22 protein-coding genes are annotated in these 20,816 nt (G+C 61.4%); 13 read left to right on the top strand and 9 right to left on the bottom strand.

What is annotated here, in order from left to right; translation table 11 throughout:
* The first annotated feature begins 171 nt into the window (after positions 1 to 171).
* From N7U68_RS08650 to N7U68_RS08595, 12 genes are all read left to right on the top strand, one after another.
* Positions 172 to 2,271, top strand: a complete 2,100-nt coding sequence (locus tag N7U68_RS08650; RefSeq protein ID WP_263048850.1) for a hydantoinase/oxoprolinase family protein — start codon at positions 172 to 174, stop codon at positions 2,269 to 2,271.
* Positions 2,268 to 3,917, top strand: a complete 1,650-nt coding sequence (locus N7U68_RS08645; protein ID WP_263048849.1) for a hydantoinase B/oxoprolinase family protein — start codon at positions 2,268 to 2,270, stop codon at positions 3,915 to 3,917. Before N7U68_RS08650 ends, N7U68_RS08645 begins: the two co-directional genes overlap by 4 nt.
* Entirely contained in the window at positions 3,914 to 4,984 is a 1,071-nt protein-coding gene (locus N7U68_RS08640; RefSeq protein ID WP_263048848.1) for a pyridoxal phosphate-dependent aminotransferase, read from the top strand. The genes N7U68_RS08645 and N7U68_RS08640 overlap by 4 nt, the downstream gene beginning before the upstream one ends.
* Positions 4,984 to 5,715, top strand: coding sequence for a maleate cis-trans isomerase family protein (locus N7U68_RS08635; protein ID WP_263049134.1), 732 nt, complete (start codon positions 4,984 to 4,986; stop codon positions 5,713 to 5,715). The genes N7U68_RS08640 and N7U68_RS08635 overlap by 1 nt, the downstream gene beginning before the upstream one ends.
* A 235-nt stretch (positions 5,716 to 5,950) precedes the next feature.
* On the top strand, positions 5,951 to 6,337 hold the full coding sequence (locus N7U68_RS08630) for a Fur family transcriptional regulator (RefSeq protein WP_165196384.1): 387 nt from the start codon (positions 5,951 to 5,953) through the stop codon (positions 6,335 to 6,337).
* Between the two features lie 69 nt (positions 6,338 to 6,406).
* Positions 6,407 to 6,598 carry a hypothetical protein gene (locus N7U68_RS08625; protein WP_263048847.1) on the top strand — a complete coding sequence of 64 codons (192 nt, stop codon included), beginning with the start codon at positions 6,407 to 6,409 and terminating at the stop codon, positions 6,596 to 6,598.
* Positions 6,595 to 7,686 (top strand): CobW family GTP-binding protein, encoded by a 1,092-nt coding sequence (locus N7U68_RS08620; protein WP_263048846.1) that lies wholly within the window; start codon positions 6,595 to 6,597, stop codon positions 7,684 to 7,686. The genes N7U68_RS08625 and N7U68_RS08620 overlap by 4 nt, the downstream gene beginning before the upstream one ends.
* Before the next feature lie 100 nt (positions 7,687 to 7,786).
* Complete coding sequence (locus N7U68_RS08615; RefSeq protein WP_263048845.1) at positions 7,787 to 8,365, top strand: DUF2796 domain-containing protein; 579 nt, start codon at positions 7,787 to 7,789, stop codon at positions 8,363 to 8,365.
* 2 nt (positions 8,366 to 8,367) lie between these two features.
* Positions 8,368 to 9,057: an ABC transporter ATP-binding protein gene (locus tag N7U68_RS08610; protein WP_263048844.1), complete on the top strand. Its 690-nt coding sequence runs from the start codon at positions 8,368 to 8,370 to the stop codon at positions 9,055 to 9,057.
* On the top strand, positions 9,054 to 10,304 hold the full coding sequence (locus N7U68_RS08605; RefSeq protein WP_263048843.1) for an ABC transporter permease: 1,251 nt from the start codon (positions 9,054 to 9,056) through the stop codon (positions 10,302 to 10,304). Before N7U68_RS08610 ends, N7U68_RS08605 begins: the two co-directional genes overlap by 4 nt.
* 23 nt (positions 10,305 to 10,327) lie before the next feature.
* Positions 10,328 to 10,810, top strand: coding sequence for a DUF3299 domain-containing protein (locus N7U68_RS08600; protein WP_165197966.1), 483 nt, complete (start codon positions 10,328 to 10,330; stop codon positions 10,808 to 10,810).
* Positions 10,804 to 11,310: a DUF3299 domain-containing protein gene (locus tag N7U68_RS08595; protein WP_263048842.1), complete on the top strand. Its 507-nt coding sequence runs from the start codon at positions 10,804 to 10,806 to the stop codon at positions 11,308 to 11,310. The genes N7U68_RS08600 and N7U68_RS08595 overlap by 7 nt, the downstream gene beginning before the upstream one ends.
* Before the next feature lie 81 nt (positions 11,311 to 11,391).
* On the opposite strand, the gene N7U68_RS08590 is transcribed toward N7U68_RS08595, so the two are convergent.
* The gene (locus tag N7U68_RS08590; protein ID WP_263048841.1) at positions 11,392 to 12,054 is read right to left on the bottom strand and encodes a helix-turn-helix transcriptional regulator; all 663 of its coding nucleotides are present in this window, start codon (positions 12,052 to 12,054) and stop codon (positions 11,392 to 11,394) included.
* 102 nt (positions 12,055 to 12,156) lie between these two features.
* Between N7U68_RS08590 and N7U68_RS08585 the strand changes: the two genes are divergently transcribed.
* A complete protein-coding gene (locus N7U68_RS08585) occupies positions 12,157 to 13,038 on the top strand; it encodes a DMT family transporter (RefSeq protein ID WP_263048840.1) in 882 nt (293 codons plus the stop codon).
* Here the strand turns inward: N7U68_RS08585 and N7U68_RS08580 are convergent.
* From N7U68_RS08580 to N7U68_RS08545, 8 genes are all read right to left on the bottom strand, one after another.
* Entirely contained in the window at positions 13,008 to 13,454 is a 447-nt protein-coding gene (locus N7U68_RS08580) for a YtoQ family protein (protein WP_165196402.1), read from the bottom strand. The genes N7U68_RS08585 and N7U68_RS08580 overlap by 31 nt on opposite strands.
* Before the next feature lie 89 nt (positions 13,455 to 13,543).
* Positions 13,544 to 15,943, bottom strand: a complete 2,400-nt coding sequence (gene pheT, locus N7U68_RS08575) for a phenylalanine--tRNA ligase subunit beta (protein WP_263048839.1) — start codon at positions 15,941 to 15,943, stop codon at positions 13,544 to 13,546.
* Between the two features lie 70 nt (positions 15,944 to 16,013).
* Entirely contained in the window at positions 16,014 to 16,295 is a 282-nt protein-coding gene (locus N7U68_RS08570) for a YrhK family protein (protein ID WP_263048838.1), read from the bottom strand.
* A 214-nt stretch (positions 16,296 to 16,509) separates the two neighbouring features.
* Positions 16,510 to 16,863, bottom strand: coding sequence for a DUF2513 domain-containing protein (locus N7U68_RS08565; RefSeq protein WP_263048837.1), 354 nt, complete (start codon positions 16,861 to 16,863; stop codon positions 16,510 to 16,512).
* Positions 16,860 to 17,933 carry a phenylalanine--tRNA ligase subunit alpha gene (gene pheS / locus N7U68_RS08560; RefSeq protein ID WP_263049133.1) on the bottom strand — a complete coding sequence of 358 codons (1,074 nt, stop codon included), beginning with the start codon at positions 17,931 to 17,933 and terminating at the stop codon, positions 16,860 to 16,862. The genes N7U68_RS08565 and pheS overlap by 4 nt, the downstream gene beginning before the upstream one ends.
* A 60-nt stretch (positions 17,934 to 17,993) precedes the next feature.
* Positions 17,994 to 18,881 carry a fatty acid desaturase gene (locus N7U68_RS08555; protein ID WP_263048836.1) on the bottom strand — a complete coding sequence of 296 codons (888 nt, stop codon included), beginning with the start codon at positions 18,879 to 18,881 and terminating at the stop codon, positions 17,994 to 17,996.
* Positions 18,882 to 18,908: 27 nt separating this feature from the next.
* Positions 18,909 to 19,811, bottom strand: coding sequence for a DMT family transporter (locus N7U68_RS08550; RefSeq protein WP_165196412.1), 903 nt, complete (start codon positions 19,809 to 19,811; stop codon positions 18,909 to 18,911).
* 37 nt (positions 19,812 to 19,848) lie between these two features.
* Complete coding sequence (locus tag N7U68_RS08545) at positions 19,849 to 20,694, bottom strand: zinc-ribbon domain-containing protein (RefSeq protein WP_165196414.1); 846 nt, start codon at positions 20,692 to 20,694, stop codon at positions 19,849 to 19,851.
* Positions 20,695 to 20,816 lie beyond the last annotated feature (122 nt).

Raw genomic sequence — 20,816 nt, 5'->3', positions numbered from 1 at the left:
CGAAACACGACAGACGCGCGGCGCGTGTGAGGTACTCTGAGCGGTATGGACAATCGTTTTGATCTGGCACGGACTGACCGTCGCGCGCTGAAATCCGATGTGGTGCCGGGATAGGGCATGATGCGCTTGCGCGCGTGTGCTGCCCTTTGTCCCATCTGACGGATACGACCCATGACCAATTCGCAATTGCGCCTCGCCATTGATATCGGTGGCACTTTTACCGACACCGTTTTGATGGGCGATGCGGGTGAAATCCTGTCTTCGGCCAAAACCCTGACGACCCATACCGATCCGTCCGAGGCGGCGCTGGCTGGTGCGGCGCGTGCGCTTGGGCATGCGGGGCGCGACCTTGGGCAGGTGACCGGGTTTGTACATGGCACTACATTGGCGACCAACGCGTTGATAGAACGCCGCGGCGCGCGCGTCGCGACGATTACAACGGCAGGGTTTCGCGATATTCTGGAGATCGCTTATGAACGGCGATATGATCAGTATGACATCATGCTGCAAAAGCCTGACCTGCTGGTGCCGCGCGATCTGAGCTTTACGGTTCTGGAACGGATGGATGCGGCAGGCGATGTGCTGATCCCGCTTGACCCGGCAGCGGTATCGGAGGTGATCGAGCATGTCCGCGCCGCCGGGGTCGAGGCGCTGGCGATCTGCCTGATGCATGCCTATGCCAACCCTGCCCACGAAATCGCGTTGCGCGACGCGATGCAGGCGGCATTCCCTGACCTCGCAATTTCGCTGAGTTCCGAGGTGAGCCCGGAAGCCCGCGAATTTGATCGGTTGTGCACGACGGTTGCGAACGCCTACATCCAGCCGCTGATGAGCCGATACCTGAATGGATTTCGCCGTACATTCGCGCAGAGTGGCGTGGAGTGCCCAATCCTGATGATGACGGCGGGTGGCGGCATGACGACGATTCAGACGGCCATGCGCTTTCCCATCCGGTTGGTGGAATCGGGGCCGGCGGGTGGCGCGATATTGGCTGCGCGCGTTGCCGCCGCGGCGGGGCTGGACGAAGTGCTGTCGTTCGACATGGGTGGAACCACCGCCAAGCTGTGCCTGATCGACGGCGCACGTCCACAGACCTCGCGCCAGTTCGAGATCGCGCGTGCGGCGCGGTTCATCAAGGGCAGCGGCATGCCGGTGCGCATCCCGGTGATCGAGATGATCGAGATCGGAGCTGGGGGCGGGTCGATCGCGGCGGTCGACCGGTTGGGCCGGTTGACAGTGGGTCCACAAAGCGCCGGATCAGAGCCGGGGCCGGTCGCTTTTGGAAACGGTGGGGTGTGTCCGACGGTGACGGATGCCGATATCGTGCTGGGCTATATCCAGCCAGAGACGTTCGCTGAAGGGCAGTTTCAGATCGACGTTGATGCGGCTGAGGCGGCGCTAGCGTCCGAAATTGGCGGGCTGCTGGGATTGGATGCGGGGGCGGCGGCGGACGGGGTCAGCCGGATCGTGGATGAAAGCATGGCGAGCGCGGGCCGGATGCATGCTGTTGAGTCGGGCAAGGATCTTGGTGCACGGACGATGATCGCCTTTGGTGGCAACGGCCCGCTGCATGCGACGCGGGTGGCGCGCAGTGCCGGGGTGACCCGTGTATTGGTGCCGCCCAACCCAAGTGTCGGATCTGCGGTTGGGTTCCTTTATGCGCCGGTGTCGTTCGAGATCGTGCGCAGTCGTTACACAACGCTGGCGAGCCTCGATGTGGCAGGCGTAAATACACTTTTGGAGATGATGTGCGCCGAGGCTGAGGCGCTGGTACGGCTGAGCGCGGCAGAGGTCGCGCTGGAAACGCGGCGCGCAGCGTTCATGCGCTATCACGGGCAGGGGCACGAGATCGAGATTGCATTGCCGGGCCGGGCGCTGGCTGCGAACGATATTTCGGCTTTGCAGAACGCGTTCGAGGATGCCTATCGGGTGCAGTTCTCGCGGCCCGTACCGGGTATGCAGATCGAGATCCTGAATTGGTCGGTGTCCGTCAGCACACCGACGGAGATGATGTCTGATGTGCAGCAATCCATCACCCCGCGCGACCGCACTGGCGATGCGCGTGTGCTAATCATTTGCGATGTGAACGGCAGCCCGCGGCAGGCGTCCGTGATCGACCGCAGGGCGCTGCGCCCCGGCGACCGGATCGCGGGGCCCGCGCTGATCACCGAACCGCAGACGACGACGCTGGTCAGCCGTGATTTCACCTGTACCGTGGATGTCGCAGGTAATCTGGTGCTCGAACTTCAACACGCAGGAGCCGACGCATGACCGATCTGTCCTCTGCCCGATTGCAAGTCATGTGGAACCGGCTTCTGGCCGTGGTCGAGGAACAGGGACAAATCCTGATCCGTGCCGCCTTTAGCCCGATTGTGAGGGAATGCGGGGATATTTCCGCCGGGATCTTTGACGTGAACGGGCGGATGATGGCGCAGGCGGTGACCGGGACGCCGGGCCATATCAACACGATGGCCGAAGCGGTGATGGCCCTGCGCGCGCGCTTTGCGGTGCAGGATATGCAGCCGGGCGACATCTACATGACTAACGATCCGTGGCTGGCGTCGGGGCACCTGAATGATTTTCTGCTGTTGATGCCTGCGTTCAAGGAGGATCGCGTCGTCGGCTTTACCTCCTGCACGTCGCATCTGGTGGACCTTGGGGGGCTGGGTATGGGGCCGGAAGGATCGGACATCTACGACGAGGGGTTGCTGATCCCACCCTGCAAGCTGGTAGACGGGGGCGAAATCAACACATTGCTGATGGATATCGTGCGGGCCAACAGCCGCGAGCCGATCGCGAATGAGGGCGACATCTATGCGCTGATCGCGTGTTGCGAGGCGGGTGCGGCGCGCTTGGTCGGGATGATGGATGAATTCGGGCTGGATGATCTGGACGCGTTGTCGGATTTCATCATCGACACGTCTCTGCGCGGCACAATCGCGGCGATCGCCGAAGTGCCCAATGGCGTCTATACCAACATGTTGTGCGTCGATGGCTATGAGGCTGAGATAGAGCTTCATGGAACGCTGACCATTACCGACGAAGCGTTGCATCTGGATTTCACCGGCACGTCCGACTGTTCGGACAAGGGGATCAATGTGCCGCTTAACTACGCCACGGCCTATGCGGTGTTTGCGATGCGCTGCATCATCGGAAATGACATTCCGAACAATGCAGGATCGCTCGCGCCTTTCACGGTCAGTGGTCCGCCGGGATGTATTCTGAACGCGCAACATCCCGCGCCGGTGGCGATGCGACACACTTTGGGGCAGATGACACCCGATCTGGTGCTGGGCTGCCTCTGTCAGGCGGTCCCGGATCGCGTACCGGCCGAAGGGGCGTCATGCATGTTCGACCTGCCCTTGCGGCACACGGCCGAGGCGGCACGAACTGGTGGGCGGCTCTTTGCAGTCGAGTTGGTGCACAACGGGGGTACAGGTGCGCGGCCCGGTGCCGACGGGTTGTCGGCCACGGCCTATCCATCCGGTGTCTATGGCAGTCAGGTAGAGATCACCGAAGCGGTGGCACCGGTCATCATCTGGCGGCGCGAGTTGCGCGCGGATAGCGGTGGCGCGGGGCAATATCGCGGCGGATTGGGCCAACGCATCGAGATGACTTCGGCGATTGATCAGCCGTTTCTGGTGTTCCTGTCGCTGGAACGGTTGAAGAACCCGGCGCGGGGGCGCGCGGGTGGCTTACCGGGCGCGCCGGGCCGGGTGCAGGTCACCGGGCGTGCGGAGGATGTTCCGGGCAAGGGCGAATTGCGGGTGGCACCGGGAGAACGCCTGATTTTCCAGACACCGGGGGGCGGCGGCTTTGGTCCACCACAGGCGCGCGACGATGTGGCGCTGGCGCGTGATTTGACATGCGGTATCGTCAGTCCGGCGGGCGCGAAGGTTTATGGAGACGTGGCATGATCCAAGCGGTTGACCATGTGCGTACCATGGCGCCCTACGCGCTGGCAAATCTGGGGGGTGCCACGGTAACGTCGCTGGCGCAGAACGAGAGCGCCTTTGCCCCCAGCCCAACGGCGCTTGCGGCGGGTGAGGCGGCACTGCGGGACGCGCCGCTCTATCCTGATCCTGACTGGGGCGATCTGTGCGCGGCGATCGCCGAGGCGCATGAACTGCCGGCAGGTGACATTCTGTGCGGCGCCGGATCGATGGAACTGATCGGTTGCTTGATCCGTGCCTTTACCGCGCAGGGTGACGAGGTGTTGGGCACTGCGCATGGTTACCTCTTTGCTCGCACGGCGGCACAGCAGGCGGGCGCATGTTTCGTGAGCGTGCCGGAACCCGACTATACCGTGTCGGTACGGCTGTTGCTGGAGGCGGTTACGACCGCGACCAAAATCGTGTTCGTCTGCAATCCGGGCAATCCCACCGGCACGCGCCTGCCGGGGGCAGAGTTGATCCGGCTGCGGAAGAATCTGCGGAGTGATATTCTGCTGGTCGTCGATCAGGCCTACGCCGAGTTTGATCCGCAAGACCCTGCCAGCGTTTTCGACCTTGTGGGGAACGGCGATACTGCCGTTTTGCGTACCTTTTCGAAAGCGTATGGGCTGGCCGGGTGTCGGGTGGGATGGGGGCTGTTTCCGCCCGGTGTGGCGTTAGAGATGCGCAAGCTGATGAATCCCAACAACATTTCTGGCGTAGCACAGGCAATGGCTGCTGCTGCGGTGCGTGATCAGGCGCATATGCTGGACGTCGTGGCACACACGGCCGCGTTGCGCGAGCGCGCGGCTGGGCGGTTGCGGGCAATTGGATTGGATGTGCCGCAAAGCCATACAAACTTTATCCTGATCCCGTTTGAGAACGACGCCACGGCGGCGCAAGCGGATCAGGCCCTGCGGTCGGCAGGTCTGCTGTTGCGTGGCATGGCGGGTTACGGATTGCCGCAGTGTCTACGCGCGACCGTCGGCAGGGCAGACGCGATGGAGCGCATGTGCGATGTGCTGGAACGATTCATGGAGGGCGTAGTGTGATGGACAGTCGCAAGAAAAAAATCGGCGTTCTGGTGCCTTACAGCAACACCAATCTGGAACCGGACATGATGCGGCTCTGCCCCGATGGTTGTACGATGCATTTCCAGCGGTTGGGTGGTTATGACGTGGACAAGGTGCCCGACAGTGACCAGATGGCGGGGCTGGGGGCGTCCGATATCGACCATGACCTGACGATGATTTCAGGCGTGCGCCCGGCGGTGGTGCTCTATGGCTGTACGTCGGCGACTCTGACCCATGGGCGCGCGTTTGACCGCGATCTGGCGGCGCGGATTAAGCGACGGTCGGGGGCGTTGTCGCTGACTGCTGCGGAATCGCTGGTGCGGGGGCTGGGCGCGCTGGGCGTCGCCCGGGTGGGGTTTGCGTCGCCCTATGTCGGGCAGATCAACGCCGAGGCGGTGGCGTTTCTGTCGGGCGCGGGTTTCCAGACAGTACGCTGTCACGATATCGGGCGCAGTCTGAGCAATTACGGACAGGGAGAGCTGACGCCGGATGAGGTCTACGCGCTGGCTGTGGCCGCCGATCATCCCGACGCGCAGGCCATCGTGCTCAGCTGTACCGACATGCGCAGTGTCGAGGTGATAGGCCGCGTCGAGGCGGCGCTGGGCAAACCGGTGGTCACATCCAATCAGGCGATGGTGTTCGCGCTGATGCAGGATCTGGGCCTACCGCGTGGGGTACAGCATGCGGGCGCGCTGTTTGATCTGTTGTGACTGGATGACGCCGTGGCCCACAGGCAGATGAAGCGGTTCGGGTGACAAGGCGCTTTGGCAGCGTAAGAAACCCACGTCAGGCTGGCGCAAATGGTTCGTCGACAACTCTGGCCTGTCAACCAATCGGTGGTTTTCTGCCAGCCAGACATTTTGACCGCTTGCATCAGTCGTCATGTTACATGATAACATTAGTATGTTATAAAGTATCAAGAATCGCCCGATGCGAGGAGGTTTGATGAGAAAACAAGGCAAAGAACGCCAGAGGGATATCCTGAAGGTGCTGCGGGATCGTGGGCGTCCGATGTCCGCCTATGAGGTTCTGGATGCGCTTAAGGGCAAGGAGACCAAGCTGGCGCCGCCGACGATCTATCGCGCTTTGTCCGCGCTGACAGGCACCGGAGCCGCGCACAAATTAGAGTCGATGAACGCTTTCGTCTCGTGCCAATGCGACCATGCGGATCACACGCCGGTCCTGGCCATCTGTGACGACTGTGGCGCGGTGGAGGAGCACGCCGATCACGCGGTAACGGAGCGCCTGACCCAGATCACGGCGGCGACCGGCTTTGATGCTCGGCGTCATGTGGTCGAGGTGCACGGACTTTGCGGGGCTTGCGCAGCCTGACCTGACCGAAAGTTAAGTAAAGCGAAACAACCCGGCGCAATGCGCGTCCGGGAACGGAGAACTCGTGCCATGTCGGACGTCGCCGGTATCAAAGGAAGATTTGTGAACCTCAGCACCGCGTCGCAATTCCGCCGGGCCAGTCGGTCGGTCGTGGGGGGCGGCGATGACAAGCCGCGCGACCGCACCTCACCCGTAGCGGCGTCCCATCAGCCGTCGCTGTTCCCCGATTTCGTGTCGCCATTCGAAAAGGACGGGGCATGACTGACGCACGCCTTCCGGCGACGCTGTTGACTGGCTTCCTTGGTGCTGGAAAGACGACCTTGTTGAATGCCATGCTTGCAGATAGCTCTGCTGGCCGGATCGCCATCATCGTGAATGAGTTCGGCGAGGCCGGGTTGGATCACGACCTGATCGAGGCAGTACGCGAAGATGTCGTGCTGATGCAGTCGGGATGTTTATGCTGCTCGATCCGGGGCGACCTGTCACGGACCATCGCCGGGTTGTTAGAGAGAAAGAGCAAGGGCGAAATCGCATTTGACCGCTTGGTAATCGAAACGACTGGTCTGGCCGACCCGGGGCCGATCCTCCAGACGCTAGTGATCGATACTGTGCTGTCGCGGACCGTGCGGATGGATGGGTTGATCACCGTTACTGACGCCGCCAACGGCCCTGCCACGCTGGATGCCCAGTTCGAAGCTGTCTCGCAGGTGGCGATGGCTGACCTGATCGTGCTGAGCAAGACTGATCTCGTGTCGCCCGATGAGGTCGAGGGGTTTAAAGCTCGCCTGCATCATCTGAATCCGGGTGTACCGATCCTGAAGGCCGTGCGGGGTGAGGGCATCGCAGCCCGCCTTTGGGGTTTGGCCGGGAACAGAACTGATGTCGCGCCAGCCAGAGCGATGGCATGGGCCAAGGGTCCGGCGCCGTCTGTCGATCCGTTGATGAACCTATCTGGCCTGTCTCCGGCAACGCCCACGCCATTGCGATCGGCGCACCATGACGCCCGCATCGGATCGGCCTCGATCGTTCTGGATGATCCCATCCCGGACGAGGTGTTTGATATCTGGCTCGATACCCTCATCACACTCCGAGGCCCTGACATTCTGCGGGTAAAGGGGATCGTCTTTCTGACGGATATGGAAAAACCCTTCGTCTTTCACGGTGTTCAGCATATTTTTGAGCGCCCAGTGCCACTGTCCAACTGGTCTGGCGACGACAGGCGTTCGCGTATCGTTGTCATCGCCCGCGACATGTCCCGCCCCGAAATCCAAGCCAGCCTCGACATGCTTCGCGCCCGCATGTCCAGCGGCCGCGTTCGCCAATCAGAACAGAAGGACGCTAGCGCATGACCGACACACGGCTTCCGGTCACCGTCCTCCCCCTGACTGGTGTCGGGGCGTTGCAATATTTCGCCTACCTCTGCATTAACCCCAACTGAAAGGACCTAACATGAAACCCTTCCTTCTGGCCCTTGCTGCCGTCTCTTTTTCCGCTTCGGTATCGGCGCAGGAAACACGTGAAATGGATGCGCATGTGCATGGTGTTTCGGCGGTCGAAATCGCGATCGAACATGGTAAGGTCGAGATCAATCTGCTGTCGCCCGGTATGGATATTGTCGGTTTCGAATATGCGGCAAGTTCGGCCGAAGATAAAAACACAGTCGAGGCAGCCATCCGAACCATGCTCATGCCTGAAAACATCGTGAGCCTGCCGGAAGCTGCGGGATGTCGGCTGACCGAAGTTCTGGTGCATCTTCATTCGGGAGATCACGCGCATGAGGATGGGCATGAAGACGAGCACGGGGACGAGCATGACGACGAGCACGACGAACACGATGATGCCAAGCACAGCGAATTCCACGCCACCTATGCCTATGCCTGCGACGACGAAGATGCACTGGCTTCCGTCAGCTTCCCGTTTTTTGAGTATTTCGCCAATGCGCGGGAAGTTGAGGTGCAATACGTTACCGAAACCGGCGCTGGCACGGCGGAACTGACCCCCGAAGCCCCCGAGCTGACATTGGAGTAAGGATGACAGAGCCGGCACTGATACTGGATAATGTCCGTTTCCGCTGGCCGGGGCAGGCGTCGTTTGGCCTGTCGGTGTCGGAATTTGCTGTGCAACCGGGCGAAAGCGTACTGCTGCTGGGCGAAAGCGGATCGGGGAAATCCACGCTGCTGTCGCTGATCTGCGGGATTGTGACGGCGGATGCCGGGCAGGTGACGATCGGGGGAACCGACGTTAGCAGCCTGAACGCCGGGGCGCGGGATCGGCTACGTGCCGAAGGGATCGGCGTGATCTTTCAACAATTCAACCTGCTGCCCTATGCCAGCGTGTCCGACAATATCCTGTTGCCGCTGTGTTTCGCCCCTGAACGGCGCAAACGCGCGGCGGTGAACGAGGCGGCGGTGCTGTGTACCGCTTTGGGGCTGCCCAAGGATATTCTGACGGCCAGTGCCGGGCGGCTTTCGGTCGGCCAGCAACAGAGGGTTGCGGTGGCTCGCGCGTTGATCGGTCAGCCTCCGCTGATTGTGGCGGATGAACCGACTTCGGCGCTGGATGCCGCCACGCAAGACACGTTCCTGAGGCTGCTGTTTGACCGGATCGCGGCAACGCGGTCGTCGTTGTTGATGGTCAGTCACGACGAACGGTTGGGAGAACGCTTTGACAGGGTCGTGCGGCTGACAGACATCGCACAGATTGAAAGGCACGCAGCATGATCCTGCGGCTTGCCTTTGGCTCGCTCTTGGCGCGTGCCCTGACCGTCGGAATGACGATCCTTGCCATTGCGCTGTCGGTCGCCCTGTTTCTGGGCGTAGAAAAGGTACGTACCGGCGCGCGCGCGAGTTTCGCGGATACGATATCGGGGACCGATCTGATCGTTGGCGCGCGGTCGGGGTCCGTGCAACTGTTGCTCTATTCAGTGTTTCGGATTGGCAATGCCACGAACAATGTGACGTGGGAAAGCTATCAGGACATCGCAAGCCAGAAGGAGGTCGACTGGATCGTACCGATCTCTCTGGGGGACAGTCATCGACAGTTCCGGGTGATGGGTACGACAGACGCCTTTTTCAAACATTACAAATATCGCGGCGACCGGTCGCTTGAGATGGCCGAGGGCCACGGGCTCGACGATCTTTATGATGCGGTGATCGGGGCCGAGGTCGCCGCGACACTGGGCTACAGCGTCGGCGATCCTATCGTCGTGTCGCACGGGCTGGCGTCATTTACCGACCATGACGATCAGCCCTTTCGTGTGGCTGGCATTGTGGCCCGCACGGGTACCCCGGTGGACCGCACGGTTATTGTCAGTCTTGAGGCGATCGAGGCGATCCATGTTGACTGGCAGTCAGGCGCACATGTCCCCGGTCAGTCAACGCCGGTCGAACGCATCCGACAGATGGACCTGACCCCGGGGGGCATCACCGCCGCGCTGGTCGGCGTCCATTCTCGTCTTCAGGTCTTTGGCTTGCAACGTCGGATCAATGAATATCCAGAGGAGCCGCTTTTGGCGATCCTTCCCGGCGTCGCGCTTCAGGAACTATGGCAGATCGTCGGTGTCGCCGAGACCGCGCTTACGGCGGTGTCGGCCATGGTGGTAGTGACGGCGCTGCTGGGGATGATGGCGATGATTTTCGCGTCCTTGAACGAACGTCGCCGCGAGATGGCGATCTGGCGGGCCATGGGCGCGCGGCCTGCGACAATTCTGGGGTTGCTGGTTCTTGAGGCCGCGCTGATGGCAGCCATTGGTGCCGCACTGGGCCTCGCGCTGCTCTATATCGGGTTGGCCGTCGCACAGCCACTGGTGGACAGTGCCTATGGCCTCTGGCTGCCGATCGATCCACCGACAGCGCGGGAAGTGGCCGTGCTCGCGGGTGTGATCGTTGCGGCAGGAATTGCCAGTCTGGTGCCGGCCCTGAGGGCCTACCGCCTGTCTCTGGCCGATGGTATGATGGTGAGAATATGAGAGACTTGCACCCTTCAAGACGGATGTTCCTTGGCATCCTTTCGGCGACGTTCCTTCCGGGGCGGGCCTTTGCGAATCCATTCCGTGAGATCACTTGGGAAGACCTGATCCCCCAAGGTGTGCCTTATGGCGAGATCATCGGGGAAGGTCAGTTTGACGAGGCTAACGACACTTGGTTGCCGGAGTTTGACGAAAACGCGAAGCTGGTGAACACTGGCCTCGATGGCAAGCCGGTGAAGCTGCCGGGTTACATCATCCCATTTGACATGGATTCCGACGGAGTGACGAGCTTCATGCTGGCGCCCTATGTCGGCGCCTGTATCCATACGCCTCCGCCGCCGCCGAACCAGTTGGTGTTCGTGACGACACAAACGCCATGGCCGAGCGATTCAATGTGGGATGCGGTCTGGGTCTCGGGTCGCTTGTCAGCCAAGGCCATGTCAACGCAGATCGCAGATGTTGGTTATCAGATCGAGGCAGACAAGATCGAACTTTACGAATGGTAAGCGCAATGCCGTCCCGCCGAGAGGTCCTGCTCGGGCTGTCGATGCTGACGGTCGCCGGTCGCAGCGTTGCCGAAACGGTTATTGAGCTGGCATGGAGAGATCTCCTGCCCGAGGACGACCATTCCCTCCCCGGCAACTTGCAGGGGATTGTCCGGCATGACGAAAGCAGCATGGCATCCCGACAACCCATGTCGACCGGAATTCGAACTGACTGGAACGGGCAGATTGTGCGCCTTGCCGGATTTATCGTGCCAATCGACCATCGCGGCACCGGTGTCACGGCGTTTATTCTTGTTCCCTATGTCGGGGCCTGCGTTCATGTTCCCCCGCCGCCGTCCAATCAACTGGTCTTTGTGACCACCGAGGTCCCTTACGAAAGCTCCGGTATGTTCGAAGCTGTGGCCGTTACCGGAATGTTCGGCACGGCATCGACGTCGACACAACTGGCAGATATTGGATATGTCTTGTCAGCAGACGAGATCCGATCGTACCGGAGATAGACGCCCCGGTAGCAGCCTAGCTCAAGGGGGGGCTTACTGTGATGTCTGGGATGAACCGTGCCAGTCTGCGCGAACCATCCGTTACCTCGACCCATTGTTCGAGCTCATCATCGCCCGCAACGTGGCCCCTTCGCCGGTGAAATGTTCGCCTGTGTGTTCCAGCGCCTCGATCCGGTCCAACCGGAAGGCACGGAAGTCGCTGCGCAGGGCGCACCAACCTGACAGCACGGCGACCTCGACATAATATGTCAGCACCAACGGCTTGACCTCTCGCAGCGTGGTGTCGCCTGCCAGCGACAGGTAGGTGAGGCGCAGCACCGCCTCATCGCGGATGGCGCTGCGCAACTGGCTGCCGATCTGTGGCGCATCGAACGCGATGCCCCAATCCGAGACACCAAGCCCGCCGGGGACGGTTTGGCCGGTCTCGACCTTGGCCAACACCCGGCGCGCGGCGCGTTGCAATTCGGCGTCGCCGGTCCGCGCCAGCAACGACATGCCGACGATTAGCGCCTCCTGCTCGGCTGCGTCGAAATTAAGCGGGGGCAGGTCGTATCCCGGACGCAGGATGTACCCCACACCCGCCGCACCGTCGATCGGCACGCGCAACGATTGCAAATGCGCGATGTAGCGGTAAACCGTTCGGTCCGACACTTCGATGGATTGTGCGATCTGTCGTGCCGTCACCGGCCCGCGGGCCTGCCTGAGCAGATCAATCACCTCAAAGAGCCGGTCCGTGCGCAGCATGGCTGTTCCTTTCGCTTTCACGCTATACCGCAACACCCCTGACAGCTAGATGTCAGGAGCGGGGCGCTAATCCTCGGGCTGACCGATTTGAGGAGTGATGCCATGACCGCCACGACTGATACTGCCCGCCACGCGGGAATTGCATTGATGCTTGGCTCTGCCATGCTGTTCAGTACGGCGGGCTTGTTTACCAAGGGTGTCGAGGCCAGCGCGTGGCAGGTGATTTTCTGGCGCGGTGTGTTCAGTGCAGTCCTGACATTCGGGGCGATTGCGCTGCGCGGGCATTGGCGGCGCGAAGTGATGCAGATGGGTTGGCGCGGGCTGCTGATAGCCGCGATCGGGGCCACGGCAACAGCAGCGTTCTTGAGTGCGTTCAAAATGACCAGTGTGGCCAACGTGGCACTGATCTATAGCGCCTCGCCGCTGGTGGCGGCGGCTCTGGCATGGTGGGTGATCCGCGAGGCACCGGGGCGGATGATGGTGCTGGGCGCTGCCATCGGCATGGTCGGGATCGCAGTGATCATGGGCGGCAGTGTGGGCCACGGACATCTGGCGGGCGATCTTCTGGCGCTGACGATGGCGCTGGGCCTGGCCCTGTTGTTTGTGCTTTACCGGGTGTGGCCGGATGTGCCCGCCGCAGGCCCCACCGCGCTGTCGTCGGTGTTGTTGCTGCCGGTGGCCGGGCTAATGGCACCACCGTTGGAGGTGAGCAGCGCAGAGATTGGCATTCTGGCATGTTTCGGACTTGTTTTCGCGCTGGCATCGGTGATGATGCTGAACGCCGCCAAGCGGTTGCCCTCGGGGCAGGCCGGATTGCTGAGCACAGCCGAAACCCCCTTCGCCATTCTGCTGGCGTGGCTTATCCTGTCGGAGGTTCCCGTCGTGGCCACATGGATAGGGGGCGCGCTGGTGATGGGGGGCGTGATCCTCGGTGGGCTCGCTCGGGCATCAGATCAGCCCGGCAGCGTTCCCTCAACCACGTAGCGCAGGATCGCGACCACCTGATCGGGGGTGCGGGCCACCGCGAGGGCGGCGGCGTTCACTTCCTTGAGCGCATGGTCATGCTCGGCTGGTTGCAGGATGATCAGCGATTTGCCCAAAGCCGCAGCATAGCCCGCGTCAAACGCCGCGTTCCATTGCTTGTACTTGTCACCGAAGCGGACAACGACAACATCAGCCTCTTCGATCCCCTTGCGGGTGCGGATGGCGTTGACCATCGCGCCCTTGTGGTCGTGCCAGTACTTGTCGTCCTCAGCGCCGAGAATGTTCACGCCGCAATCATCACTCGCGCCGTGGTCGGTGACAGGCGCGTTGAACACGATGCCCATTCCGTCGGCCCCTTGGGCGATTTCGTCGCGCCAGTCGGTGTGGATTTCGCCGGACAGATAAACGCTGAGCATAGTGGGCTTCCTTTTGATGAGGTGAGGGCCGGGCTGAAGCCCGGCCTACATGGCGGGTGGCGTAGGCCGGGCTTCAGCCCGGCGCAGGTTTAACCGCGCAGCGTGCCGCCTGTCGCTTTGGCGACCTTTTCCACGATCTTGGTCGAGACAGCCTCGATATCAGCGTCCTTCAGCGTGGCATCGGTTGGTTGCAGGCGGACTGTGACAGCGAGAGATTTCTTGCCCTCTCCGACACTGCCGCCGATGAATTCGTCAAAGACGCGCACATCGGTGATCAGCGCCTTATCGGCACCAGCAGCCGCGTTGACCAGCGTCAGCGCCTCGACATCCGCGTTCACGACAAAGGCAAAATCACGCTCGACCGCCTGCAGGTCGCTGATGGTGAGGGTGCCGCGATTGGCAGTGGCGTTGCGCGGCAGCGGCACCTCGGCGGGCCAAAGGGTAAAGCCGACGGCGGGGCCTTTGACATCCATTGCGCGCAGCACCTTTGGATGCAATTCGCCAAAGACGCCAAGTACCTTTTTCGGACCGAGACAGATCATGCCGTGACGGCCCGGATGCCACCATTCGCGTGCGCCGCGCAGAATCTGAACCTTGGCGGGGGCGCCGATGGCCGCAAGCAGCGCCTCGACATCGGCCTTGGCGTCATAGAGGTCGACCGCCCGCGACGTGCCGTGCACATCCTTGGGGCCGGTGCGACCGATGAGGATGCCGGCAACCTGCATATGCTGTTCACCCGGCTCGCCACCGTGAAAGGCGTGACCGGCCTCGAACAGCGCCATGTCCATCTGGCCGCGGGCCTGATTTCGGGCGGCGGCCTGCAACAGGCCCGGCAGCAGCGCGGGGCGCATATGGCTCAGGTCGGTGCTGATTGGGTTGGCCAACATGGTCGCGTCGTCGCCGCCGCCAAAGAGCGCGGCACTTGCATGGTCGATGAAGCTGTAGGTCACACATTCGTTGTAACCTAGTGCGGCAGCGGTACGACGTGCAATCTGCTCGCGACGTTGCGGGACCGACAGGACCGGTTTGGGCACGCCTGCCTGCGCGCGGGGCAGTGGGCGGCCTTGTAGCTTGGTCAGAGACGCGATGCGCGCCACCTCTTCGACCAAATCGGCCTCGCCCTGCACGTCGGGACGCCAGGATGGGACCTGCGCCATGTTGCCTTCGAGCCGGAAACCCAGTGCTGTCAGCGTCTGGCGCTGCTCGCTCTCTGGGATGTCCATGCCGACAAGGCTTTGGACGCGCGCTGGCACCAGTTTGTAGGCGCGCGATACATCGGGGACTTTGCCCGCAACCACGACTTTGGAAGGCTCGCCACCACAGAGATCGAGGATCATCTGGGTCGCCAGCTCAATTGCCTCCATGTTGAACGCCGGATCAATGCCGCGTTCATTGCGATAGCGTGCATCCGAGTTGATCTTGAGCGCACGGCCCGTGGTGGCGATCTGGACAGTGTCCCAGAATGCGGCCTCCAGAAACACATCGGTGGTGTCTGCGGTACATCCGGTTTGCAGCCCGCCCATGATGCCGCCGATGCTCTCAACGCCGTTGTCGTCCGAGATCACAACCATGCCTTCTGAGAAGGTGTATTCTTTCTCATCCAGACCGATCAGTGTCTCGCAGCCCTTGGCGCGGTGAATGCGCAGGTCGCCGGTGACCTTGCCTGCGTCAAAGACGTGCAGCGGACGGTTGCGGTCATAGGTAAAGAAGTTCGTGATATCCACCAGCGCCGAGATCGGGCGCAACCCGATGGCGCGCAGCCGCGTCTGAAGCCAGTCAGGCGATGGGCCGTTGGTGACGCCGCGAATAAGGCGACCGGCAAAGACCTCGCAACCGTTCTCGCGGGCATCATCGTCGATGGTCACGTTGATGGGGCAGGGAAACTGGCCCTGCACCTGTGCCTCGGGCGCGGGTTTCATCCGGCCCAGACCGCGCGCGGCCAGATCACGGGCGATGCCGCGCACACCCAGCGCATCAGGGCGGTTGGGGGTGATGGCGATGTCGATCACCGGATCGACCTTGGCCGGGTCATTCTGTGCCAGCCAGTCGATGAAACGGTCGCCCACCTCGCCGGAAGGCAATTCGATGATGCCGTCATGTTCGTCGGACAGCTCCATCTCACGTTCTGACGCCATCATGCCAAAGCTTTCGATGCCACGGATTTTACCGACGCCGATGGTGGTGTCGATGCCGGGGACGTAGACGCCCGGCTTGGCGACCACGACGGTGATCCCGGTGCGGGCATTGGGCGCGCCGCAGATGATCTGCAACTGGCCCTCGTCGGTTTCGACCTGACACACGCGCAACCGGTCCGCATCAGGGTGCTGTTCGGCGTGGATGACCTTGCCAATGGTAAAGTCGGCAAGGCGCGCGGCGGGGTTCAAGACCTCCTCGACCTCCAGTCCCAGATCAGTGAGGGCGTAGGTGATCTCGTCCACGGTGGCGGTGGTGTCGAGGTGGTCTTTGAGCCAGGAGAGGGTGAATTTCATGTGCCGTCATCCGCAAGTCATTTCGGGTTGCCCTGCATCTAACGGATAGAGGGCCGGGGGGGAAGGCCGCTTAGGGTTTGTAGCGGTCCGCGAGGGTCTCGGTGTCACCCATTCTCAGCAACTTGACCTCGCGGGCCATGCGGATTGTTGGCTTGAGGCAGAAACAGGCAGAGCCGATGATAAAGAGCCAGATGGCGGCTGTTTCGTATTCGGCCCAGAAAAACAGGATGGAGCCGATCAGGAAAGAGATTGCAGCGGTGAAATCGACGATGGTGTAGGCGACCTCATAGAGGGCGTAGATGCGGCGGCTGTCGGCGCTTTGCTGGCGGTTCTCGTGTCGGAAAAGGTTCATGGGCCGGCTCCTCTCGGGTGCTTTGCTCAGATAAGATGCGCCTCTGCGCCCGGAATCAAGGCGAAGCCGCCGGGCGAGCGCCTGCCCGTATGGGCGGGCTGGCGCTTTGGATATGGTGTGCATCGCTGATGGGGCGGAGGGGCTTGGCGGGTATAAAGTGCCTGACAGGAATGTTGCAGCGCCGCCCCACGGGCAGGCGCGCGTCCGGCTTATGTCAGAGTGGTAGGCCGAGTGCCTCTGCCGCTTTTTGCTTCACAATGCTCGAAGCAATCTCAAACATCAATCGAAGCGATGCGCCACCCGCACTCAACGCGCCGCGTTTAGTTTTGGCCCAAACTGTATCATCACGTATCGCTTCCAAGTAGTCGTGTCCGTAAGACGTGATACGAAAGGTTCCGTTGCCTATAGGGGTGAGGAAGCCCTCATCCATCATCAGATGCATATGGTAGTTTTCTCGGCGCTCTTCTTCGGAAGAGCCGAAAATGTCACCCACCGTCATCAAGACCCAATCATCTTCAGCTTCGTACTTAAGCAGGAGCTGCCTAATGAAATCTTGGTCCCTTTTCACCTACTCAAACCACCCCGCAGCGTCGGCACATCCAGACTTGCGAACCCGTAATGCCGTAGCCAGCGCAGGTCGGAATCAAAGAACGCGCGCAAATCCGGTATCCCGTATTTCAGCATTGCGATCCGGTCGATCCCCATGCCAAAGGCAAAGCCCTGCCATTCGTCCGGGTCCACGTTGCCCGCGCGCAGCACATGCGGGTGGACCATGCCGGAGCCCAAAATCTCCAGCCAGTCGTCGCCCTCGCCGACCTTCAATGTGCCGCCCTCCCACGAGCAGCGGATATCGACCTCTGCCGACGGTTCGGTGAACGGAAAATGCGACGCGCGAAAGCGCAGTTCGACATCGTCCACTTCAAAGAAGGATTTGACGAATTCCTCCAGCACCCATTTCAGGTTGGCCATGCTGATGTCCTTGTCGATGGCCAGCCCTTCGATCTGGTGGAACATTGGCGTGTGCGTCATGTCGTAGTCGGCGCGATAGACGCGGCCCGGCGCGATGATGCGGATGGGTGCGCCCTGTTCCTGCATGGTGCGGATCTGCACCGGCGACGTATGCGTGCGCAAAACATGCGGTGGGCGGTCGTCGCCTGTCGCGCGATGCGTATAGAACGTGTCCATCTCGGCCCGCGCGGGGTGGTGGCCGGGGATGTTGAGCGCGTCGAAATTGTACCAGTCACTTTCGATCTGCGGACCTTCGGCCACGGCAAAGCCCATGTCAGCGAAAATTGCGGTGACTTCTTCGGTGACTTGGCTGACGGGGTGGATCGTGCCCTGACGATGCGGGCGCACAGGCAGCGTTACATCCAGCCATTCGCTGCGCAGTCGTTCGTCCAGCGCGGCATCGCCCAACGCTTCTTTCTTGGCGGCCAGCGCGCTCGCGATCTCGTCCTTGAGCGCGTTCAGCTTTGGGCCGGCGATCTGCCGTTCTTCGGGCGTCATGCGGCCCAGTTCACGCATCTGAAGGCTGATCTCACCCTTTTTGCCGATCGCCTGCACGCGTAGGTCCTCCAGCGCGGATTCACTGCCAGCGGTAGCAATCAGGTCAATATATTTGTCGCGCAGATCATCCATCGGGGCACCTATCGTCATTCCTGACTGCGAGTTAGCGCGCTGCGCCCCTCCGTGCAAGCCTCAGCGCAGGTTCGCGACATACTCTGCATGGAAGGTGGCATATCCGTCGGCAGTGACGCCGAGCTTATCCTGCATCAGATCGTGCAACGCGGGCAGGCGGTGGAAGGGTACCATCGGCAGAGTGTGATGTTCGGTATGATAGGGCATGTTCCACGCCAAAAACCGGATGATCCGGTTTGTATAGGTGGTGCGGGTGTTTTCGAACATATTGACGACAAAGGGGCAGCGGCCATGTTCGGCCAGCAGGTAGAGCCGCAGGAACGGCTGACCCAGCAGGACCGGCAACAGCCAAACCCAGAAGAGCAGCGGCGTGAAAAACAGACTGACAAGGGTGGCGGCATAGAGCGCCAGCATCACCCGCGCCTCGCGGATCAGACGCGGTTTTGCGCGGCCAGGCGTGAAATCATCCCTGATTTGCCCGCGCGCATTGTCCCATGTGATCCGGGCCATCGCGATCCAGGTCGGCAGCCCCGAGATGTGGCGAATGTACTGCCACGGTGTTTCGGGTTTGCCACCGCCGGTCAGTTCGGGATCCTTGTCGGGGATGTTGGTGTGACGGTGATGCGCCAGATGCAGGTAGCGAAACCATTCGAACGGTTGCAGGATCAGAACGCCGACAACGCGGCCAGTCCATTCATTCACGGCAAGCGAGGCAAACGGTGTCTTGTGGGTGCATTCATGTTGTAGCGTAAAGAGAAAGCAGATCGCGATCCCCTGTGCCACCAGCGCCACTTGCCACAGCGGAAGTCCAAACACGATCCAACTGCCGAACAAGACGATCAGCCCGACATGCCCTGCCAGATGCCGCAGGCCGGGCGCATCCGCAGTCGTGTTAAGCTGTGCCAGTGCTTCACGCGGTAGGGTGGCGATGAATGCCTTGTGATCCATCCTTCAATGGCTAAACCGACCGCTGGATCAGAGCAAGCCCGGCGCGTGCCGTGGCCGTGCGCGCAGAGCAATCGCCACTTCGACCAGTGCTGCGCCTACGATCAGGATTGCGCCCAGCAGTTGAACCACTCCGAACACTTCGTCCAGCAGGAATGCACCCGAAATGACCCCTGATAGAATTTCGAGGGTAAAGAGAAAGCTGAGCAATGCTGGCGTCAGGCGCTGCGCACTCCACATTGTCAGCGCCATCACCGGCAGGACAAAGAATGCACCCAAGGCGAGACTAAGCCCGATTGCAGGCATCATGCCTGCCTGCGGCAGGCTGTCCCCGATCGCCAGCATGTACCCGGCTGCAACCAGCGTGGCCGAGGTCATCGTTGCCAACGTCACAGACATCGCATGCGCCGCGCCACCGGTAAAGACCAGCGCCGCGCCAATTGCCCAAGCGATGCCGGAGACAATCGCAAGGATATCTCCTGGGCCGATTTGTGACACTGAAACTTCTCCCCCCAACACCAGAAACGCCCCGCAGAGCGACAGCAATAACGTGAGGGTGGAACTGTGCCGCCAGCGTTGACCGAGAAACGCCCATTCGATGATTTTGCTCCACGCGGGGGCGAGGTAGAACAACAACACCGCGCGCATCACATCGGTAAGCACGATCGCAATAGAGTAACTGGACACCGCCACGCCGACCAGGACAGCGCCGCAGAGCGCGCGGCGGTCCAGTCGCGGCATTTGCCGTGTGAGGATCAGATAAAACGCGGTTGCCAGCATGGCCCCCAGATTGCCTGCGATGGCAACCTGGCCCTCTGACAGACCCAACCCCTCCAGATACCGAATCGGAATCCACCACAGACCCCACAGGATCGCGGCGAAAAAGGTCATCAGAACCGGGGCAAGGGTTTGTCCGGGGGGCGTCAGGGCCATTGAACGGGTCACTTTGAGGTTCGTGAGGTGGGCAGATTCAGTTTGCGTCACCGCTGGGGGCGGAGGATGCCATGCTGTCGAGCCAGCGCATCAGCGATGCAATCAGATCGTTGAGCCAGACCCGTGCACGGTTCACGGTCTCGACATACTCGCCCAGTACATCGGCAAGCGCGGGTACAGCCCCGCCGATCTGCGGCGCAAAGACATAGAGGAGTGTCAGGATCGCAGCCAGTAGCACAACCAGCACAAACCCACGTCGGAATCCGCCACCGCCGCGCACGCCGCTGTCGGCCTCGGGGTACATATCTTCGGGGTTGGTCTGGTCGGAACTGCCGGTGTCGTTGCGCAGGGAAGAATTGATTTCCTCGATGTCGGGCAGCAGTCCACGCCGAGACGTCGGATCAATCTCTGACGTGTCCTCGGCCTCATCTATGTCGGGCCTGCCACGCAGACGTGCCATTCGTGCCTGCGCCTCGCGGCTGCGGCGGTCGGCACCGTCTTCGCTGCTGTCGAGGCCCAGATCGGGCTGCGATTCCAGACTGCTGGACTCGCGGGCTCTGGCCTGCGTTTCGCGTTCGGCCTCTTCGCGCAGAACGCTTGTTACATCGGGATCCAGACGGCGCCGCTGGGCGTGTACGGGATCAGGGTCGGTGTCCGCATCTTCGTCGATGTCCTCGGCGAGTTCCGCGTCGTCGCCGGAGTCGTCATAACTGACATCAGCGGTGTATTGAACGCTGGCCTCGTCATCCTCGACCCGATGATCCGGATGTTGCTGAAACCAAGTATCGCCGCAATTCGAACACTGCACGTCCCGACCATCATGGGGGATCACGTCTTCTGGTATTTCGTATTGCGCCCCGCAATTCGGGCAAGTCAGCCGCATTAGATCACCCCGTTGAGCACCAGTACCGTCGATTTTTTGCCGGGCGCAACTGTGACGCCCGTGATCTGGCAGTTAGCATAAGCTGTAAAGGACTGGCGGAAAAGAGCAAAGGATTTGCACCC

Source organism: Roseovarius pelagicus (assembly GCF_025639885.1).
Lineage (GTDB): Bacteria > Pseudomonadota > Alphaproteobacteria > Rhodobacterales > Rhodobacteraceae > Roseovarius > Roseovarius pelagicus.
Note: the sequence above shows the minus strand (reverse complement) of the source record. Positions and strands in the feature narration are given on the sequence as shown.

Excerpts from the sequence above, each read along its gene's own strand:
- N7U68_RS08585 (WP_263048840.1), top strand. The coding sequence starts at position 12,157 with ATGACCGCCACGACTGATACTGCCCGCCACGCGGGAATTGCATTGATG.
- N7U68_RS08545 (WP_165196414.1), bottom strand. The coding sequence starts at position 20,694 with ATGCGGCTGACTTGCCCGAATTGCGGGGCGCAATACGAAATACCAGAA.
- N7U68_RS08595 (WP_263048842.1), top strand. The coding sequence starts at position 10,804 with ATGGTAAGCGCAATGCCGTCCCGCCGAGAGGTCCTGCTCGGGCTGTCG.
- pheT (WP_263048839.1), bottom strand. The coding sequence starts at position 15,943 with ATGAAATTCACCCTCTCCTGGCTCAAAGACCACCTCGACACCACCGCC.
- N7U68_RS08610 (WP_263048844.1), top strand. The coding sequence starts at position 8,368 with ATGACAGAGCCGGCACTGATACTGGATAATGTCCGTTTCCGCTGGCCG.
- N7U68_RS08605 (WP_263048843.1), top strand. The coding sequence starts at position 9,054 with ATGATCCTGCGGCTTGCCTTTGGCTCGCTCTTGGCGCGTGCCCTGACC.
- N7U68_RS08630 (WP_165196384.1), top strand. The coding sequence starts at position 5,951 with ATGAGAAAACAAGGCAAAGAACGCCAGAGGGATATCCTGAAGGTGCTG.
- N7U68_RS08570 (WP_263048838.1), bottom strand. The coding sequence starts at position 16,295 with ATGAACCTTTTCCGACACGAGAACCGCCAGCAAAGCGCCGACAGCCGC.
- N7U68_RS08625 (WP_263048847.1), top strand. The coding sequence starts at position 6,407 with ATGTCGGACGTCGCCGGTATCAAAGGAAGATTTGTGAACCTCAGCACC.
- N7U68_RS08550 (WP_165196412.1), bottom strand. The coding sequence starts at position 19,811 with ATGGCCCTGACGCCCCCCGGACAAACCCTTGCCCCGGTTCTGATGACC.
- N7U68_RS08615 (WP_263048845.1), top strand. The coding sequence starts at position 7,787 with ATGAAACCCTTCCTTCTGGCCCTTGCTGCCGTCTCTTTTTCCGCTTCG.
- N7U68_RS08640 (WP_263048848.1), top strand. The coding sequence starts at position 3,914 with ATGATCCAAGCGGTTGACCATGTGCGTACCATGGCGCCCTACGCGCTG.
- N7U68_RS08645 (WP_263048849.1), top strand. The coding sequence starts at position 2,268 with ATGACCGATCTGTCCTCTGCCCGATTGCAAGTCATGTGGAACCGGCTT.
- pheS (WP_263049133.1), bottom strand. The coding sequence starts at position 17,933 with ATGGATGATCTGCGCGACAAATATATTGACCTGATTGCTACCGCTGGC.
- N7U68_RS08635 (WP_263049134.1), top strand. The coding sequence starts at position 4,984 with ATGGACAGTCGCAAGAAAAAAATCGGCGTTCTGGTGCCTTACAGCAAC.
- N7U68_RS08580 (WP_165196402.1), bottom strand. The coding sequence starts at position 13,454 with ATGCTCAGCGTTTATCTGTCCGGCGAAATCCACACCGACTGGCGCGAC.
- N7U68_RS08650 (WP_263048850.1), top strand. The coding sequence starts at position 172 with ATGACCAATTCGCAATTGCGCCTCGCCATTGATATCGGTGGCACTTTT.
- N7U68_RS08555 (WP_263048836.1), bottom strand. The coding sequence starts at position 18,881 with ATGGATCACAAGGCATTCATCGCCACCCTACCGCGTGAAGCACTGGCA.
- N7U68_RS08590 (WP_263048841.1), bottom strand. The coding sequence starts at position 12,054 with ATGCTGCGCACGGACCGGCTCTTTGAGGTGATTGATCTGCTCAGGCAG.
- N7U68_RS08620 (WP_263048846.1), top strand. The coding sequence starts at position 6,595 with ATGACTGACGCACGCCTTCCGGCGACGCTGTTGACTGGCTTCCTTGGT.
- N7U68_RS08600 (WP_165197966.1), top strand. The coding sequence starts at position 10,328 with ATGTTCCTTGGCATCCTTTCGGCGACGTTCCTTCCGGGGCGGGCCTTT.